General features: G+C 76.6%; 1 protein-coding gene. It reads left to right on the forward strand.

Annotated elements, in window-relative coordinates; all coding sequences use genetic code 11:
* Positions 1-44: 44 nt before the first annotated feature.
* Positions 45-19,244: an SDR family NAD(P)-dependent oxidoreductase gene (locus tag OHB01_RS26840; RefSeq protein ID WP_328854135.1), complete on the forward strand. Its 19,200-nt coding sequence runs from the start codon at positions 45-47 to the stop codon at positions 19,242-19,244.
* Positions 19,245-19,286: the final 42 nt, after the last annotated feature.

Genomic DNA, 19,286 nt, shown 5'->3' on the forward strand with positions numbered 1-19,286 from the left:
CCTCTCGCCGGCCGTCCGCACCACGACTGAGAGTGAGGCACGACGTGATCAGCCCCGACCAGCAGGTGTCCCGGCCCGTCGCGGTCGTCGGAGTGGCGTGCCGCCTGCCCGGTGCATCTGGTCCCGGCGCCCTCTGGCGGCTGCTGGAGGAGGGCCGCAGCGCCGTCCGCGAGGTGCCCGAGGGACGGGCGCGGTCCGCGCTGCTGGACGACCTCGCCCGCGAGCACCCCGGCGTGCGATACGGCGGCTACCTCGACGACATCGCCGGATTCGACGCGGAGTTCTTCGGGATCTCCCCGCGCGAGGCCGCGGCGATGGACCCGCAGCAGCGGCTCGTCCTGGAGCTGGCCTGGGAGGTGCTGGAGGACGCCGGGGTGGTGCCCGCCACGCTCCGCGACACGCCGGTCGGCGTGTTCGCCGGCTCCATCGCGGACGAGTACGCGACGCTGTCGCGGGCCTCCGCGATCGGCCGCCACACTCTCACCGGCACCACCCGGGCCATCATCGCCAACCGCGTGTCGTACACGCTCGGGCTGCGCGGGCCGAGTGTCGCGGTCGACACCGCGCAGTCGTCGTCGCTGGTCGCCGTCCACCTCGCGGCGGAGAGCGTGCGGCGCGGGGAGTCGCGCCTCGCGCTCGCGGGCGGCGTCAACCTGATCGTCGACGCCGCCGGCACGGCGGCGGTGGCCCGGTTCGGCGGGCTGTCGCCGGACGGCCGGTGCCACACCTTCGATCGCCGGGCCAACGGATACGTCCGGGGCGAGGGCGCCGGGCTGGTGCTGCTCAAGGCGCTGGACGCCGCAGTCGAGGACGGCGACCGGATCTACGCGGTGCTGCTCGGCGGCGCGGTCAACAACGACGGCGGCACCGACGGCCTCACCACGCCCAGCGCCCGCGCCCAGGCCGAGGTGCTCAGGCGGGCGTGGGCGGCCGCCGGCGTCGCGCCCTCGGCGCTGCAGTACGTCGAACTGCACGGCACCGGCACCCGGGTCGGTGACCCGGTGGAGGCGCGCGGCCTCGGCCTGGCCCGCCCCGGCGAGGGGCCGGTCCTCCAGGTCGGGTCCGTGAAGACGAACATCGGGCACCTGGAGGGTGCGGCGGGCATAGCCGGGCTGATCAAGACCGTGCTGAGCGTCGACAGACGGCGGCTGCCCGCGAGTCTCAACTTCGCCGAGCCGAATCCGGAGATCGACTTCGACGGCTGGGGTCTGTCCGTCCGCAGCGCGGGCGGAGCATGGCCCCGGGACACTGAACGGCTCGTCGCCGGCGTCAGCTCGTTCGGCATGGGCGGCACCAACTGCCACGTCGTGGTCGCCGAACCGCCCCGCCAGGAGGACGCGGCTCCCGCCGCGCGGCAGGCCGGACCATCGGACCACGACTCCCGCGCGCACATGCCCCTCGTGCTCAGCGCGCGCACCGGTGCGGCGCTGCGGGAACAGGCGGCCCGGCTGCGCGACCTCATGTCCGAGCACGACCTCCTCGGCGCATCCGAGACGTCAGGTGAGCCGGGGGCGTCCGGTGGGCCCGGGGCGCTTCCCGGGAGGCGTGCCGCGGGCCTGGCACGGAGCCTCGCGACCACCCGGACCGCCTTCGACCACCGGGCGGCGATCACGGGGGATGTGACGGCCGGGCTGGCGGCGCTGGCGGAGGGACGTCCCGCTGCCGGTCTCGTCACGGGCAGAGCCAGGACCGCGCCCGTCGCGGTGCTGTTCCCCGGGCAGGGAAGCCAGCGGCCCGGCATGGGCAGGCGGGCCCACCACGACCACCCCGCCTGGCGGGCCGCGTTCGACGAGGCCGCGGCGGCGCTCGGCGAGCGGCTGCCCCGGCCGCTCCCGGAGGTCGTCTGGTCCGAGCCGGGCAGCGAGGAGGCCCGGCTCCTCGACCGCACGGCCTTCACCCAGCCCGCGATCTTCGCGGTCGAGGTGGCGACCTTCCGCCTGCTGGGGGCGCTCGGCGTCGAGCCGTCCTTCGTCGCCGGCCACTCCATCGGAGAGGTGGCCGCGGCGCACGTCGCGGGCGTGCTCGACCTGTCGTCCGCCGCCGAACTGATCGCGGCCAGGGGGCGGCTGATGGACGCGCTGCCCTCCGGCGGCGGGATGCTCGCCGCCGGCATCCCGGAGGACGAGGCGGCCGGGCTGCTCGCGGAGGTGGACGGCCTCGCGGTCGTCGCCGCCGTGAACGGACCGCGGTCGGTCGTCGTCGCGGGTCAGGACGCGGTGCTCGACGCCGTCGCCGCCCTCGCCGCCGCACGCGGGCACCGGACCCGGCGGCTCCCGGTGAGCCACGCCTTCCACTCGCCGCTGATGGACCCCGCCCTCGGCGAGTTCCGCGCGGTGCTCGACGGGCTCACGTACGGCAGGGCCCGCATCCCGTTCGTGTCGACGGTGACCGGCGAACCGCTCGACCTCGACGGCGCGGACGACTGGGCCGGCTACTGGGTGGAGCACGCCCGCCGTACGGTCCGCTTCGCCGACGGCCTGACCCGGCTGCGCGCGCTGGGGGCCGGGATCTTCGTCGAGGCGGGACCGGGGACGGCACTCAGCGCGGCCGGGCGGGAGACCCTGGGAACGGCGGCCGCGTTCGTGCCGGTCCTCGGCAAGGACGACGACGTCGAAGCCGCCGTCGGCAGGCTCTTCACCGCCGGGGTGCGCCTCGACTGGGACGCCGTCTTCCCGCCCGGCGCCCCCCGGGTCCCGCTGCCGACCTATCCCTTCCAGCGCGAGCGTCACTGGCTGACCCCGGGCGAGGGCGCACCGGCGGCCTCCGCACCGGTCTCGGCCTCCGCACCGGTCTCGGCCTCCGGCCCGGCTCCGGAGCCGGGCTCCGCGCCCGTTCCCGCGCCCGTTCCCGCGCCCGTTCTCGCGGCCGGCGCGGTGGCCGGTGCCACGGCCGGTTCGACGGCCGGTTCGACGGCCGCCCTTCCCGCCGGCCCGGCGGCCGGGGAGCGCCGCGTCATCGAGGAAGTCGCGGCCGTGCTCGGCTTCGCCGACCCCGCACGCGTCGATCCCGAGGCGACGTTCCGGGACCTCGGCCTCGACTCCCTGGGCCTGGTCGAACTGCGTGACCGGCTGAACGACGCCTTCGGCGCCGGTCTGCCGGCCGCCGCGCTGTTCAGCCACCCCACCCCCGCCGCCCTGGCCCGCCACCTGGCCGGGGACACCCGCGCGGACACGCCCGCCGACGCCGTCCGGGCGGCGGACGACGATCCGGTGGTGATCGTCGGGATGGGGTGCCGGTTCCCGGGCGGGGTCGCCTCGCCGGAGGATCTGTGGAAGCTGGTCGCCGACGGCGTCGACGCCATCGGCGAGTTTCCCGCCGACCGGGGCTGGGACCTCGCCGCCCTCTTCGACCCCGACCCCGGCAGGCCCGGCACCTCGTACACACGGTATGGCGGGTTCCTGCGGGACGCCGCCGAGTTCGACGCGGCGTTCTTCGGGATGAGCCCGCGGGAGGCGCTGGCGACCGATCCGCAGCAGCGGTTGTTGTTGCAGGTGTCGTGGGAGGCGCTGGAGCGGGCGGGGATCGACCCGCTGTCGCTGAAGGACAGCGACACCGGGGTCTTCATCGGTGCGACGGCCTCCGACTACACGCCCCGGCTTCACGAGGGAGGCGGCGGCGCCGACGGCTACCTCCTCACCGGGGGCAGCGTCAGCGTGGCGTCGGGGCGGATCGCGTATGTGCTGGGGTTGCGGGGTCCGGCGTTGACGGTGGATACGGCGTGTTCGTCGTCGTTGGTGGCGTTGGATCTGGCGGTTCGGGCGGTGCGGTCGGGGGAGTGTTCGCTGGCGTTGGCGGGTGGGGTGGCGGTGATGGCGTCGCCGGGGATGTTCGTGGAGTTTTCGCGGCAGCGGGGGTTGTCGGCGGATGGGCGGTGCCGGGCGTTTTCGGCGTCGGCGGATGGTACGGGGTGGGCTGAGGGTGCGGGGGTGGTGGTGGTCGAGCGGTTGTCGGCGGCGGTGCGTAACGGGCATCGGGTGCTGGCGGTGGTGGCGGGGTCGGCGGTGAATCAGGACGGGGCGAGTAATGGGTTGACGGCGCCGAATGGGCGGGCTCAGGAGGAGGTGATCGGGCGGGCGCTGGCGGAGGCGGGGCTGGGTCCGGGTGATGTGGATGTGGTGGAGGCGCATGGGACGGGGACGCGGTTGGGGGATCCGATCGAGGCGCAGGCGTTGATCGCGGCGTATGGGCGGGGTCGGCGGGTGCCGTTGTGGGTGGGGTCGTTGAAGTCGAACGTCGGGCATGCGCAGGCGGCGGCGGGGGTGGGCGGGGTCATCAAGATGGTGATGGCGTTGCGGCATGAGTGGTTGCCGGTGACGTTGCATGTGGATGAGCCGAGTCCGCATGTGGATTGGGATGGGTCGGGGGTGGCGTTGCTGACCCGTCCGGTGCGGTGGGACTGGCCGGGGCGGCCCCGCCGGGCGGGGGTGTCGTCCTTCGGTATCAGCGGCACCAACGCCCACGTGATCCTTCAGCAGCCCCCCACCGACACCGGCACGCCGCACACCGGCACGTCGCACACCGACACGCCGCACACCGGCACACCACGCGCCGGCACGTCGCACACCGGCACGCCGCTCGCCGGCACGCCGCACACCGGCACTGTGGCGGACATCGAGCACGGGGACGAGGCCGGGGCGCCGGAAGCGCCGCTGTTGCTGTCCGGGACCGACGCCGCCGCGCTGCGCAGGCAGGCCGCGGCGCTCGCCGATCACCTGCGGGACCATCCGGAGCTCGACCTGCGCGACGTGGCCGCCACGCTCGCGGCTCGGTCACGGCTCGCGTACGGCGCCGCCGTCCTGGGCGACCATCAGGCCGCCCTGCGGGCGCTGGCCAGGGGAGAGGTCCACGAGGCCGCGGTGACGGGCGAGCGGATCACCGGCCGCACGGTCTTCGTCTTCCCCGGGCAGGGGTCGCAGTGGCCCGAGATGGCCCGCGCCCTGCTGACCGCCCACCCGGTCTTCCGCGCCGAGATCGACGCGTGTGCCGAGGCGTTCGCCCCCCACGTGGACTGGTCGTTGCACGCCGTGCTGCGTGGCGACCCGGGCGCCCCCTCGCTGGAGCGGGTCGACGTCGTGCAGCCGGTGCTGTTCGCCGTGATGGTGTCGCTGGCCGCGATGTGGCGTGCCGCGGGCGTCCGGCCGGACGCGGTGGCCGGGCACTCCCAGGGCGAGATCGCCGCCGCGTACGTCGCGGGCGCGCTGTCCCTGGACGACGCGGCGCGGCTGGTCACGCTGCGCAGCCGGGCCATCGCCCGCATCGCCGGAGACGGCGGCATGGTGTCGGTGGCCCTCGGCCCCGGGGAGGCGGGCGAGCTCGCGGCCCGCTGGGGCGGGGCCGTCGAGGTCGCAGTACACAACGGGCCGCGCTCCACCGTCGTCGCCGGGGACGCCGCCGCGCTCACCGAGGTGCTCGCCTGGTGCGAGGACAACGGGGTGCGGGCCCGCCGGGTGCCGGTGGACTACGCCTCCCACACCCGGTACGTGGAGTCGCTGCGGGAGGAACTGCTGGAGACGTTCGCCGGGCTGACGCCGCGGCCGGCCGAGGTGGCGTTCCACTCGGCGGTGACCGGCGAGCCGGTCGACACGACCACGCTCGACGCCGGCTACTGGTATCGCAACCTCCGCGAGACCGTCCGCTTCGACGCCGTCGTCGCCGGGCTGGCCGGCACCGGCCACCGCAGGCTCATCGAGATCAGCCCGCACCCGGTGCTCACCGTCGCCGTGGAGGAGATCCTGGCCGAGCGGGGTGTGAGCGGCCTGGCCACGGGCACCCTCAGGCGGGGCGAGGGCGGCACGGACGCGTTCCGGCGGGCCCTGGCCGTGGCCCACCTCGCCGGGGTCTCCGTCGCGTGGCCGGTCGGCGGGGCGACGGTCGACCTGCCGACCTACCGGTTCGCGCGCGAGCGCTACTGGATGACGCCCTCGGCAGGGCCGGCCCAGGCGGCCAGGCTCGGCCTCGCCGCGGCCCGGCACCCGATCCTCGGCGCGATGGTCACCCTCGCGGACGGCCGCGCCGTCCTGACCGGGCAGATCGACCCGGCCGTGCAGGGCTGGCTCGCCGACCACCGGGTCCTGGGCACCGTGCTGCTGCCGGGGGCGGCCTTCGCCGAGCTGGCCGCGCACGCGGGCCGTCTCACCGGCGGCCTGGAGGTGCGGGAGCTGACCGTCGAGGCCCCCCTCGTCCTGGACGCCGGCCGCACCGCGCAAGTGCAGGTGCTCGTCGGGACGCTCGACGCGGACGGGCGGCGCGGCATCGGCGTGCACGCCCGGACCGGCGACGACGAGCCGTGGACCCGCCACGCCTCCGGCGTGCTCGGGGAGGCCGACGGCACTCATGCGACCCTGGTCCGCGCCGGGAAGGCCGTGGTCACACCGGCCGGCGGGGAACTGCTGCCCTGGCCGCCCCCGGGCGCCGAGGCGGTGGACGTGTCGGACGTCTACGACCACCTCTATCGGCTGGGATACGACTACGGCCCGGCGTTCCAGGGTCTCGCCGCCGCCTGGCGGGACGGCGGCACCGTGTACGCGGAACTGAGCGTTCCCGGCGACGCCGGCTCCCCGGCGGGGGCGAACGACTTCGCGCCGCATCCGGCGCTGCTCGACGCGGCGCTCCACCCCGTGGTGGCCGGTCTCGCCGTCCCCGACGCGGGAGCGCCGTTGCTGCCGTTCGCGTTCGAGGGCCTGCGTTTCACCGGCGAGGCGGGGCCGACGCTGCGGGCCAGGATCGAGCCGCTCGGCGGCCACCGGTTCCGCTACCTGTTCGCCGACGAGACCGGGCGGATCGCCGGGGGAGTGGAGTCGCTGGCCTTCCGGCCCGCGACGCGCGCCGACCTGACCGGCGCCCGGGCCGTCCCGGAGGCGTACGGCGTCGTCTGGGAGCCCCTCGCCGATCCCGGTGAGGCGCCGGGCCGTGTCGCCGTGCTGGAGGGGTTCGGGCCGGTCGCGGACCTGCTGGATCTCGGCGACGGCACGGGCGTGGACGTCCTCGCCGATCTCGAAGCCGTGACCCAAGCCGTGACCGAAGCCGGGACCGAAGCAGTGACCGAAGCCGCGACCGAAGCGGTGGCCGGGGCAGGGACGGTGCTGGTGCCGGTCGGCGGTTTCCCGTCCGCCTCGGGGGCCTCGCCGGGGCCGATGGAGGAGGTGCACACCAGGACCGCCGCCGTCATGTCCCTGTTGCGGCGATGGCTCACCGGCACCGCGTCCGACGGCGTCCCGCTGACGGTCGTCGTCGACGGACGCGACCTGGCCTCCGCGGCGATCAGGGGCCTGGTCCGCACCGCCGCCGCCGAACACCCCGGCCGGTTCTCGCTCGCGGTCGTGGACGGCCCCGCGCCGGTCGCGCTGCTCGCCGCAGGCCACGGCGAGCGCGAGGTGGCCGTACGCGACGGGGTCGTCCTGGTCCCCAGGCTCGTCGCGCAGGACCTCGGCCCGGCGGATCCCGCGGCGGCGCGGAAGGCGGAGGCGGGGACACCCGGCGCAGACGGCACGACCGGGGCGGACCCGGAAAGCGGCGCGCCCGGCGGGGATGGTCGGGCGGATGAAGGGGACGCCTCTGCCGACGTGGACGCGGAGCCGGGGACGGTGCTCATCACGGGTGGCACTGGGACGCTGGGGGCGCTCGTCGCCCGCAGGCTGGCCGGTTCGGCCCGGCCCCCGCACCTGCTGCTGGTGAGCCGCTCCGGGCCGGACGCCCCGGGTGCGGGCGCGCTCGCCCGCGACCTGCGCGCCGCCGGGGCGGAGGTCACGGTGGCCGCCTGCGACGTCGCCGACCGGGACGCACTGGCGGATCTGCTGGCCGCCGTCCCCTCCGGCCGTCCGCTGCGCGGCGTGGTGCACACGGCGGGTGTGCTCGCCGACGCCACTCTCAGTGAGCTGACCCCGGACGCGCTGGCCGCCGTGCTGCGGCCGAAGGCCGACGCGGCCTGGCATCTCCACGAGCTGACCGCCGGCCTGCCGCTTGACCGCTTCGTGCTGTTCTCCTCCGCCGTGGCCGCCTTCGGCGTGCCGGGACAGGCGAACTACGCCGCGGCCAACGCGTTCCTCGACGCGCTGGCCGAGCACCGCAGGAGCCTCGGCCTGCCCGCCACCTCCATCGCCTGGGGCGTCTGGGAGGAGGCCAGCACCATGACCCGCGGCCTGGACGACGCCGGCCGGGCCCGGCTCGCCCGGTATGGCGTCGGCACGCTCGCCACCGCCACGGCGCTGGACGCCTTCGACCGCGCGCGCGAGCCGTACGTGGTGGTCTCGCCCTTCGACGACGCCGTGCTGCGGGAGGAGGCGGCGGCCGGCCGGCTGCCCGCCCTGTTCTCCCGCCTGGTGGCGTTCCCGCGCGGGGCCCGGCGCGCGCCCGGGGGCGCCTGGGCGAGCCGGGTGCGGGCCGGGCGGCCGCACGAGCGCGTCCACCTCGTCACCCGGCTGGTCCGCGAGCAGGCCGCGGCCGTCCTCGGCCACGCGGACCCGGCCGAGGTGCCCGGCGACCGCCCGCTGAAGGAGCTCGGCTTCGACTCGCTGACCGCGGTCGAGCTGCGCAACCGGCTCAACACGCTGACCGGGCTGACCCTGCCCGCCACCGTCGTCTTCGAGTTCCCCACGGTCACCGCGCTCGCCGGGCACCTGCTCGGGCTCCTCACCGCGGGGGACACGGCGACGTCGTCCCCGGCGGCGGTCCGGACGGCGGCGGACGACGATCCGGTGGTGATCGTGGGCATGGGGTGCCGGTTCCCGGGCGGGGTCGCCTCGCCGGAGGATCTGTGGGAGCTGGTCGCCAACGGTGTGGACGCGACCGGGGACTTCCCGGACGACCGGGGCTGGGACCTGGAGCGCCTCTACCATCCCGACCCGGACCACCGGGGCACCGCCTACACCCGCCGGGGCGGCTTCCTCTACGACGCGGGCGAGTTCGACGCGGCGTTCTTCGGGATGAGCCCGCGGGAGGCGCTGGCGACCGATCCGCAGCAGCGGTTGTTGTTGCAGGTGTCGTGGGAGGCGCTGGAGCGGGCGGGGATCGACCCGCTGTCGCTGAAGGACAGCGACACCGGGGTCTTCATCGGGGCCATGTACGACGACTACGCCGCCCGCCTGCGCACCGTGCCCGGGGAGCTGGAGGGCCTGCTGCTGGCGGGCAACGAGTCCAGCGTGGCGTCGGGGCGGATCGCGTATGTGCTGGGGTTGCGGGGTCCGGCGTTGACGGTGGATACGGCGTGTTCGTCGTCGTTGGTGGCGTTGGATCTGGCGGTTCGGGCGGTGCGGTCGGGGGAGTGTTCGCTGGCGTTGGCGGGTGGGGTGGCGGTGATGGCGTCGCCGGGGATGTTCGTGGAGTTTTCGCGGCAGCGGGGGTTGTCGGCGGATGGGCGGTGCCGGGCGTTTTCGGCGTCGGCGGATGGTACGGGGTGGGCTGAGGGTGCGGGGGTGGTGGTGGTCGAGCGGTTGTCGGCGGCGGTGCGTAACGGGCATCGGGTGCTGGCGGTGGTGGCGGGGTCGGCGGTGAATCAGGACGGGGCGAGTAATGGGTTGACGGCGCCGAATGGGCGGGCTCAGGAGGAGGTGATCGGGCGGGCGCTGGCGGAGGCGGGGCTGGGTCCGGGTGATGTGGATGTGGTGGAGGCGCATGGGACGGGGACGCGGTTGGGGGATCCGATCGAGGCGCAGGCGTTGATCGCGGCGTATGGGCGGGGTCGGCGGGTGCCGTTGTGGGTGGGGTCGTTGAAGTCGAACGTCGGGCATGCGCAGGCGGCGGCGGGGGTGGGCGGGGTCATCAAGATGGTGATGGCGTTGCGGCATGAGTGGTTGCCGGTGACGTTGCATGTGGATGAGCCGAGTCCGCATGTGGATTGGGATGGGTCGGGGGTGGCGTTGCTGACCCGTCCGGTGCGGTGGGACTGGCCGGGGCGGCCCCGCCGGGCGGGGGTGTCGTCCTTCGGTATCAGCGGCACCAACGCCCACGTGATCCTTCAGCAGCCCCCCACCGACACCGGCACACCACACACCGGCACACCACGCGCCGGCACGCCACACACCGGCACTACGGGCACCGGTCCGGCGGACGCCTCCGGCCGCGGGCATGCGCGCCTGGGCGAGGCGGGGCCCGAGGAGGGGGTCATGGCGGCCGAGGCCCCCGGCGCGGCGGGCGCGGACGTCGGCGGGGGCGTTCCGTTCGTGCTCTCGGCGAAGACGGAGACCGCGCTGCGCGCCCAGGCGGGCCTCGTGCACGACGTCCTCGCCGCGGGGTCCGCCGCGCCGCGCGACGTCGCGTACACCCTCACCCGCAGGGCGCGGCTGGAGCACCGGGCCGTCGTGGACGTCGGCCCGGGGGCGGACCCCGTTCAGGCGCTGGCGGCTCTCCGCGACGGCGGACGCCACCCCGGGGTGATGATCGGGCGCGCGATGCCGGACCAGCGGCTCGCCTTCCTCTTCTCCGGGCAGGGGGCGCAGCGGGCCGGCATGGGCGCCGGGCTGCTGCAGACCTCCACGGTGTACGCCGCCGCGTTCGACGAGATCTCCGCGCTGCTGGAGCCGCACATCGGCGTCGCCCTGCGGGACCTGCTGGCCGATCCCGAGCGGCTCGGACAGACGCGGTACGCCCAGCCGGCGCTGTTCGCGGTGGAGGTCGCGCTCCACCGGCTCGCCGAGTCGCATGGCCTGCGGCCCGACTTCCTGATCGGGCACTCGGTCGGCGAACTCGCCGCCGCGCACGTCGCCGGGGTGCTCGACCTCGCCTCCGCCTGCGCGCTGGTGGCCGCACGCGGCCGGCTGATGCAGTCGGCCAGGGAGGGCGGCGCGATGGCCGCGTTCGCCGCCACGCCCCGGGAGGCGGCCGAACTGGCCGCTTCGGCGCACGGCGCCGTCGAGATCGCCGCGATCAACGGACCGGCGTCGGTGGTGCTGTCGGGCGACGCGGACGAGGTCGACCGGCTCGCCGGGCGATGGAAGGCCGCCGGCCGCAAGGCCACCCGGCTCAAGGTGAGCCACGCCTTCCACTCGGCCCACATGGACGACGTTCTGGAGGACTTCCGCCGGGTGGCGGCGGGGCTGACGTTCGCCCCCGCCCGGGTGCCCGTCGTCTCCACCGCGACCGGGAAGCTCGCCGGTGAGCGGGAGATGGCGTCGCCGGACTACTGGGTGGCCCAGTTGCGCGGCGCCGTGCGGTTCGCCGACGCGGTCCGTACGGCGCGGGAGGCGGGCGCGACCCGGTTCGCCGAGCTGGGCCCCGACGGGTCGCTCGCCGCGCTAGCCCAGGAGGCGGACGACGCGGAGACTCCCGGCGCGGCGGTCGCGGTGCCGCTGCTCAGGCCCGGCCGTCCGGACGCGGAGGCGTTCCGGGCGGCGCTCGCCCGCCTCCACGTGACGGGCGTCCCGGTCGAGTTCGGTCCGCTCGTGGAGGGCGGCCGGCTCACAGACCTGCCCACATATCCGTTCGAGACCAGGCGCTACTGGCTGCTGCCGCCCGTGGACGACGACCGGCCGGCGGCGTACGGGCTGGACACGTCTCCGCATCCGCTGCTCGCCGGCGCGACCGAGCTGCCGGACGGCGACCTGCTGTTCACCGGCGTGCTGTCGACCCGCCGCCAGAAGTGGCTGGCCCACCACCGGGTCGGCGGGCGGGTGCTGGTCCCCGCCACGGCCCTGGTCGAGCTGGCCCTCGCCGTGGGCACGACGGCCGGCCGGCCGACGCTCGGCGAGTTCGTGATGCACACGCCGATCGAGCTGGAGGGCGCGGCGGAGGTCCGTCTCCAGGTGGCCGTGTCCGCGGGCGGGACCCTCACGATCCGCAGCAGCCGCGCCCCGGGTGCGGCGCAGGGGCCGGCGCACTGGGACGTCAACGCCACGGCCACGCTCACCGAGGACGAGGTCCTCCCCGGCCGGCCGTTCGCGTCGGGCCCGGGGACCCGCCTCGATCCGGGCACGCCGGAGGACGCCTATCGGTTGCTCGCCGAGCACGGCTACGAGTACGGCCCGGCGTTCCGGGGGCTCGTCTCCGCCTGGCGCGACGAGGGCGACCTGTACGCCGAGGTGGCGCTGCCGCCGTCGCTCCGCGCCGAGGCCGCCGGATACGCCGCGCACCCGGCTCTGCTGGACGCCGCCCTCCACGCGCTCTCGCTGGACGGGCTCGACGGGCCACGGCGGGTGCCGTACGCGCTGAGCGGTGTGCGCGCGCGCCCGGCGCCGGGGGCGGGCCATGCGCGGCCGTCGGGAGCGGGGCCCACCCGTGTCCGCGCCCGGCTCACCCCGCTGGACTCCGACACCTACCGGGTGGACCTCGTCGGCGACGACGGAGGGGAGGTGCTGACGGTGGAGCGGCTGCGGCTGCGCCCGCTCCCGGCCGCCGCCGCGCTGTACGGCCTGGCCTGGGAGGCGGCGGCACCGCCCGAGCCGGTCGGGGACTTCGCCCTCGCCGACGACCTCCCCGGCGACCCGCCGCCGCTCGTGCTGCTCGACGGGCTCGACCTCGATGACGACCCGTACGCCGCGCTGGACGCGGCCCGCGAGGCGCTGCCTCGATGGCTCGCCGATCCCGCGGCCGCGGACGCCCGGCTGGTGGTGCTGACGCGTGGCCTCGCCGTGGACGGCGACGAGGACGCCAGACCGTCCACTGCCGCTCTTTGGGGCCTGGTCAGGTCGGCCCGGGCCGAGCACCCCGGCAGGTTCGCCCTGCTCGACATCGGCGCGGAAGAGCTCGATCCGGGGCTGCTCGCGGCCGTCGGCGCGGCGTTCCCCGAGGCCGCGATCCGCGGGGGAGCGCCGCTGGTGCCGCGGCTCGTCGCCGAGCCCGCGGCGCTGTCCTCCGGAGCGCCGCCGCTGTGGCCGCGCAGCGCCGCGGGCGGCACCGTGCTCGTGACCGGGGGCCTCGGCGCGCTCGGCCGGCGGATCGCCGCTCACCTGGTCACCCGGCACGGCGTGCGGAACCTGCTCCTGGTCGGCCGCCGGGGCGAGCGTCACCCGGACGCCGCCGCGATCCGGGCGGAACTGACCGCCCTCGGCGCCGCCGTCACCGTACGGGCCTGCGACCCGGCGGACCCGCGGGCCCTGGCCGCCCTGCTCGCCGGTCTCGACGGCCCGTTGACGGGCGTCGTCCACGCGGCGGGCGTCGCCGAGGACGCGGTCGTCGAAAGGCTCACCGCGCCGGCTCTGCGCAGGGTGCTCGACGCCAAGCTCGCGGCGGCCCGCAACCTCGACGAGGCCACACGCGAGGGCGACCTCGACGCTTTCGTGCTGTTCGGCTCGGTGGCCGGTGTGCTCGGCACCGCGGGTCAGGGCGCGTACGCCGCCGCGAACGCCGCGCTGGAGGCGCTGACACGGCGCAGACGGCGGTCCGGCCGGCCCGGGCTGACCGTGCACTGGGGCCTGTGGGATGTCGGCGACGGAATGAGCGGCGGCCTTTCGGGGCGGGACGTCGCCCGGCTCGGGCGGGCCGGCATCCGGCCCATGGCCCCGGCCGACGGGCTCGACCTGTTCGACCGCGCCCTGGGGCTGGACGTCCCCGTCGTGGTGGCGGGCAGCCTCGACCTCCCGGCGGCGGCGGCACGGATCCGCCCCACCGCCGCACAGCCCCACCGGCGCCCCGGCGCCCGTTCCCAGGGTGCGGACACCGCGCGGGCGGTGCTCGACGCGGTGCTCGACGTGGTGCTCGACGCGGTGGCCGCCGTGCTGGGGCACGCCGACGGCTCGGAGATCGACCCGGGCCGGGCGTTCACCGATCTCGGGTTCGACTCGCTGACCGCGGTCGAGTTGCGCAACCGGCTCGGCGGCGACCTCGGCGTCCGCCTGCCCGCGACGGTCGTGTTCGACCACCCCACCCCGGCCGCCCTCGCCGCCCATCTCGACGGCATTGTCACCGGCGGCCCCGGCACGCGCGGCGACGAGGCCGAGGGGCCGCGGGAGCCGTACGCGCCGGACGACGACGCCGTCGCGATCGTCGGCATGGCCTGCCGGTTCCCCGGCGGCGTACGGACGCCGGCGGAGCTGTGGGAGCTGCTCGTCTCGGGCACCGACGCCATCACCGAGTTCCCCGCCGACCGAGGCTGGGACCCCGACCTGTTCGACCCCGATCCCGACCATCCGGGCACGTCGATCACCCGGTATGGCGGGTTCCTGCACGACGCCGCCGAGTTCGACCCCGAGTTCTTCGGCATCAGCCACCGTGAGGCCCTGGCGGTCGACCCGCAGCAGCGCCTGCTGCTGCAGACCGCCTGGGAGGCGATCGAGGACGCGGGAATCGATCCGGCGACGCTGCGCGGCTCCCAGAGCGGGGTGTTCGTCGGCGTCATGTACTCCGACTACGGGGCGCGCGTCCACCAGCGCCGCGGCGCGGCCCGAGACCTGGAGGGCTACCTCGTCAGCGGCAGCGCGGGAAGCGTCGCGTCCGGCCGCATCTCCTACACCCTCGGCCTGGAGGGCCCGGCGGTGACCGTGGACACGGCCTGCTCCTCCTCGCTGGTCGCCGTCCACCAGGCCGCGCAGGCCCTCCGGCTCGGCGAGTGCGCCCTGGCCCTGGCCGGCGGCGCGACCGTGATGGCGAGCCCGGCCACGTTCGTCGAGTTCAGCCGCCAGCGCGGGCTGGCGCCTGACGGCCGCTGCAAGCCGTTCTCCGCCGACGCCGACGGCACCGCGTGGGGCGAGGGCGTGGGGCTGCTCGTGCTGGAACGCCTCTCCGACGCGCGGCGCAACGGCCACCGTGTGCTCGCCCTGGTCCGCGGCTCCGCGGTCAACCAGGACGGCGCGAGCAACGGGCTCACCGCGCCTAACGGCCCGGCGCAGGAGCGGGTGATCCGTGCCGCCCTGCGCGGCGCCGGTCTGCGGCCGTCGGACGTCGACGTGCTGGAGGCCCACGGCACCGGCACCCGGCTCGGCGACCCGATCGAGGCGGGCGCCGTGCTCGGCACGTACGGCCGGGACCGGGACGGGCGCGCTCCGCTGCTGATGGGCTCGGTCAAGTCGAACATCGGCCACACCCAGGCGGCGGCCGGAGTGGCCGGGATCATCAAGATGGTGCTGGCCATGCGGCATGGCCGGGTGCCCGCCACGCTGCACCTGGCCCGGCCCAGCGAACACGTCGACTGGTCCGGCGGCGCGGTCATCGTGCCCGCCGAGCCGGTCCCCTGGCCCGACGCCCCCGGGCCGCGCCGGGCCGCGGTCTCCTCGTTCGGCATCAGCGGCACTAACGCCCACGTCATCCTCGAAATGGGCGACGAGCCTCCCGCGCCGGACGCCCCGCCCGCCGTGGCGCCCGGCGAGGAGACGTCCGCGACGCGGGTCGTGCCGTGGGTGCTCAGCGCCCGCACCGCCGAGGCGCTGCGCGAGCAGGCGGCGAGGCTCAGGCGGCATGTGCTCGCCGATCCCGGGCTGCGGCCGGCCGACGTCGCCCTGTCGCTGGCCACCACCCGGACCGCGTTCGACCATCGGGCCGTGGTGCTCGGCCGGGACCGCGCCGAGCTGGTCGCCGGGCTCGACCACCTCGTCGCGGGGACGCGGCCGGAGGCCGGCGGCTTCCCCGTCGTCGTCACCGGCACGGCGGTGCGCGGCCGCACCGCCGTGCTGTTCGCCGGCCAGGGAGGCCAGCGGACCGGCATGGGCACGGAGCTGTACCGGACGTTCCCGGCGTACGCGCGGGCCTTCGACGAGGTACGCGCGGAGCTGCTCCGGATCGACGGCGTCGACGTGGCGGCGGTGATCGCGGGGGAGGGCGAGCCGGGGCTCATCGACAGGACCCGCTACACGCAGACGTCGCTGTTCGCACTGGAGGTCGCCCTCTTCCGCCTGCTGGAGTCGTGGGGCCTGGCGGCCGACGCCCTCGCGGGGCACTCGGTGGGGGAGATCGCCGCCGCGCACGTCGCCGGGGCGCTGACCCTGCCGGACGCGGCGGCGCTCGTGGCAGCGCGCGGGCGGCTCATGCAGGAACTGCCGGAAGGCGGGCTGATGGTCGCCGTGCAGGCCGACCGGGCGACGGTGGAACGGCTGGCGCGGGAGGCGGAGGCGCCCGTGGACGTCGCCGCCGTCAACGCCCCCGGCTCGGTGGTGATCTCCGGGGACGCCGAGCCCGTGGAGAGGCTGGCCGCGATCCTGTCCGGGCGCGGCCACCGGACCAGACGGCTCACCGTGAGCCACGCCTTCCACTCGGCCCGCATGGAGCCGATGCTGGCGCCGTTCCGCGCGGAGATCGCCGGACTGGCCGCGTCGGCCCCGCACCGCACGCTCGTGTCGACGCTCACCGCAGAGGAGGCCGGCGCCGGCACGCTGGGGTCACCGGACCACTGGGCCGGCCAGGTGCGGGGGACCGTGCGCTTCGCCGACGCGGTCGCACGGCTGCGCGGCCTCGGCGCGGCCCGCTTCCTGGAGATCGGCCCCGATTCGGCGCTCACCGCCATGGTCCGCCAGTGCGACCTGGGCGAGGACGCCGTCGCGGCGGCCGCGCTCGGCCGCGGGACCGGCGAGGTGACCGCGTTGTGGACGTTCGTGGCCCGCGCCTTCGTGGCCGGGGTCGCCTGGGACTGGCGGGCGCTGCTGGGCGGGGGCGTCGTGGTCCCGCTGCCCACCTACGCCTTCCGCCGCGAGCGGCTGTGGCTCGCGGCGCCCTCGCCGGACGCGACCGCGACCGGCGTCGGCGCGGACGATCCCGGCCACCCGCTGCTCACGGCCGCCGTGACCGTCCCCGACGGGGGACCCACCGTCTACACCGGCGTGCTGTCGGCCGGGCGGCAGCCCTGGCTGGCCGACCACGCGCTCGCGGGGGCCCCGGTGCTCCCGGCCGCCGCCCTCCTCGACGTGACCGCCTGGCTCGCGGCCCGGCACGGCGCCGACGGGGTGCGGGAACTGGAGCTGCGCTCGCCGGTGCCGATCCCCGCGGAAGGGGAGGTCCAGCTGCGGATCACGGTCGACGGCGCCCGGGTGCGTGTTCACGGCCGTCCCTCCGGGTCCGGGGAGTGGACCCTGCACGCCGAGGCGGTGCTCGGCGACGACGGTCCCGGGCCCGGCTGGCCGGGCCGCCGTCCGCCCGAGGCCGTGTCCGTTGACGTGACCGGCGCGTACGCCCGGTTCGCCGCGCGCGGCTACGAGTACGGCCCCGCCTTCCAGGGCCTGCGCGCCATGTGGCGGACCGAGGACGAGCTGTACGCCGAGGTCGAGAGCGAGATCGTCCCCGGGCTGCTCGACGCGGCCCTGCACCCGTGGGTCGCGGTCGCCGCGGACCCGCCGGAGGGGCGGATCCCCGTCCCCTACGCGTTCCGCGGCCTGGCTCTCCACGCCGTGGCGGGGAGACGGCTGCTGGTCAGGATCCGGCTCACCGGGGAGGAGACGTTCACACTCGACGCGGCCGACGCCGGCGGATCCCCGGTGCTGTCGGTGGCGGAGGTACGCGTACGCCCGATAGAGGAGCGCGCGCTGCTGAGCGCGGGGGGAGCCGGCCCGCGGCCGTACGAGATCGTCTGGGCCCCGGCCCCGCTCGACGGCACGCCCCCGGCCGGGAGACCCGCGGTCGTCCTGGCCCCCGAGGGGTTCCTCGCCGACGCGCCCTGCCCTGTCGTCACCTACCCGACCGGCGGAGAACCGGGAGGCAGCGCCGCGCCCCCGGGCGGCCCGGCCGCGGCGGTCCGGGCGGCCCTGGACGCGGCCCGCGCGGCCGTCCTCGGGCTGCCCGACGACGGCCACCTCGTGGTGGTGACCCGGGGAGCCACGGGAGACGAGGGACCACAGGCCCCCGGCCTGGCGCCCTCCGGCGGGCCGGGCGACCTCAGCGGGCTGATCGGGGCGGCGCTGTGGGGGTTCGTCCGTGCGGCGGTCCAGGAGTTCCCCGGCAAGGTCGGCGTGGTCGACCTCGACGACAGCCCGGAGTCGACGGCCGGGCTGCCGCGCGCCCTGGCGGCCCGGCCCGGCCAGATCGCCCTGCGCCGGGGCGAGGTCGTGCGTCCCCGCCTGCGCGCCCTGACCGGCGCCCCCGGCGACGCGCCGGACCTGGGCTCGGGCACGGTCCTGGTGACCGGAGCCGGCGGCGCGCTCGGCGGCGAGGTCGTGCGGCACCTGGCCCGCCGGCACGGCGCCCGCAGGCTGCTGCTCGTCAGCCGGCGCGGCGACGCCGATCCCGCGCTGCGTGCCCTCGCCGGGGAACTCGCGGCACAAGACGGCGTCGATGTCCGTACAGCCGCCTGTGACGTGGCCGACCCCGCGGCGACGGAGGCGCTGGTCGCCGGGGTGGCCGGCGACCTCGTCGCGGTGGTCCACGCGGCGGGCGCGCTCGACGACGCCGTGCTGGAGAACACGACCCCCGAACGGCTCGACCGGGTCCTGCGCCCGAAGGTGGACGCGGCCTGGAACCTCCACCGGCTCACCGCACACCTGCCGCTGCGGGCGTTCGTGCTGTTCTCGTCCGTCGCGGGGGTGCTGGGCAACGCGGGGCAGGCGGGTTACGCCGCGGCCAACGCGTTCCTGGACGCGCTCGCCCGGCACCGGCGGGCGGCCGGGCTGCCCGCACTGTCGCTCGCCTGGGGTTTGTGGGACTCCGGCGGAGGCATGGCCGCCGAGCTGAGCGCGGCCGCGCGGGCCCGGCTCGACCGGATGGGCGTCCGCCCGCTGGTCAGCGGCGAGGCGCTCGACCTGCTCGACCACGCACTGGCGGCGGGCCCCGCCGTGCTGGTCCCGGCGCGGTTCGACCGGGCCGCGCTCGCCCGGCGGCAGGGCGAACCGCCCGAGGTGCTCGCCGATCTGGCGCCCGCCGCCGCCGCTCCCGCCGTACGGGCCGTGCCGCTGGCGCGGCGCCTCGACGGGCTGGACGAGGAGGCGGCCCGGGCCCTGGTGCGCGGCGTCGTCGCGGGCCGGGTCGCGGAGGTGCTCGGGCTGCCCGGCGGAGCGCGCGTCCCCGAGGATCGCGGGCTGTTCGACCTCGGTCTCGACTCGCTCACGGCGATCGAGCTGCGCAACCGGCTCGGAGAGGAGTCGGGCGAGCGGCTCCCGGCGACCGTGCTGTTCGACCACCCGACCGTACGGGAGCTGACCGCGTACCTGCTCGACCGGGTGCGCGGGGAGCGGCCGGTGTTCGACCCGGCGGCTCTGGACGCCTGGGTGTCGGCCGCCTCCGGCCGCACCGGCGGCGACCGGCAGCGGGCCGAGCTCGTACGGGCGCTGCGCGGCGCGCTGAGCGTCCTCGACCCCGCCGGGGGACGGCCGGCCGCGAACGGCGGCGACTCCCTGGCCGGAGTCGAGGCGGCCTCCGACGACGAGCTGTTCGGCCTGCTCGACCGGGAGCTGAGCGAGTGATCCCGCCGCACGCCCTTCCCCGCGGAACGACGGATCTTCAGG

This window comes from Microbispora hainanensis, assembly GCF_036186745.1.
Lineage (GTDB): Bacteria > Actinomycetota > Actinomycetes > Streptosporangiales > Streptosporangiaceae > Microbispora.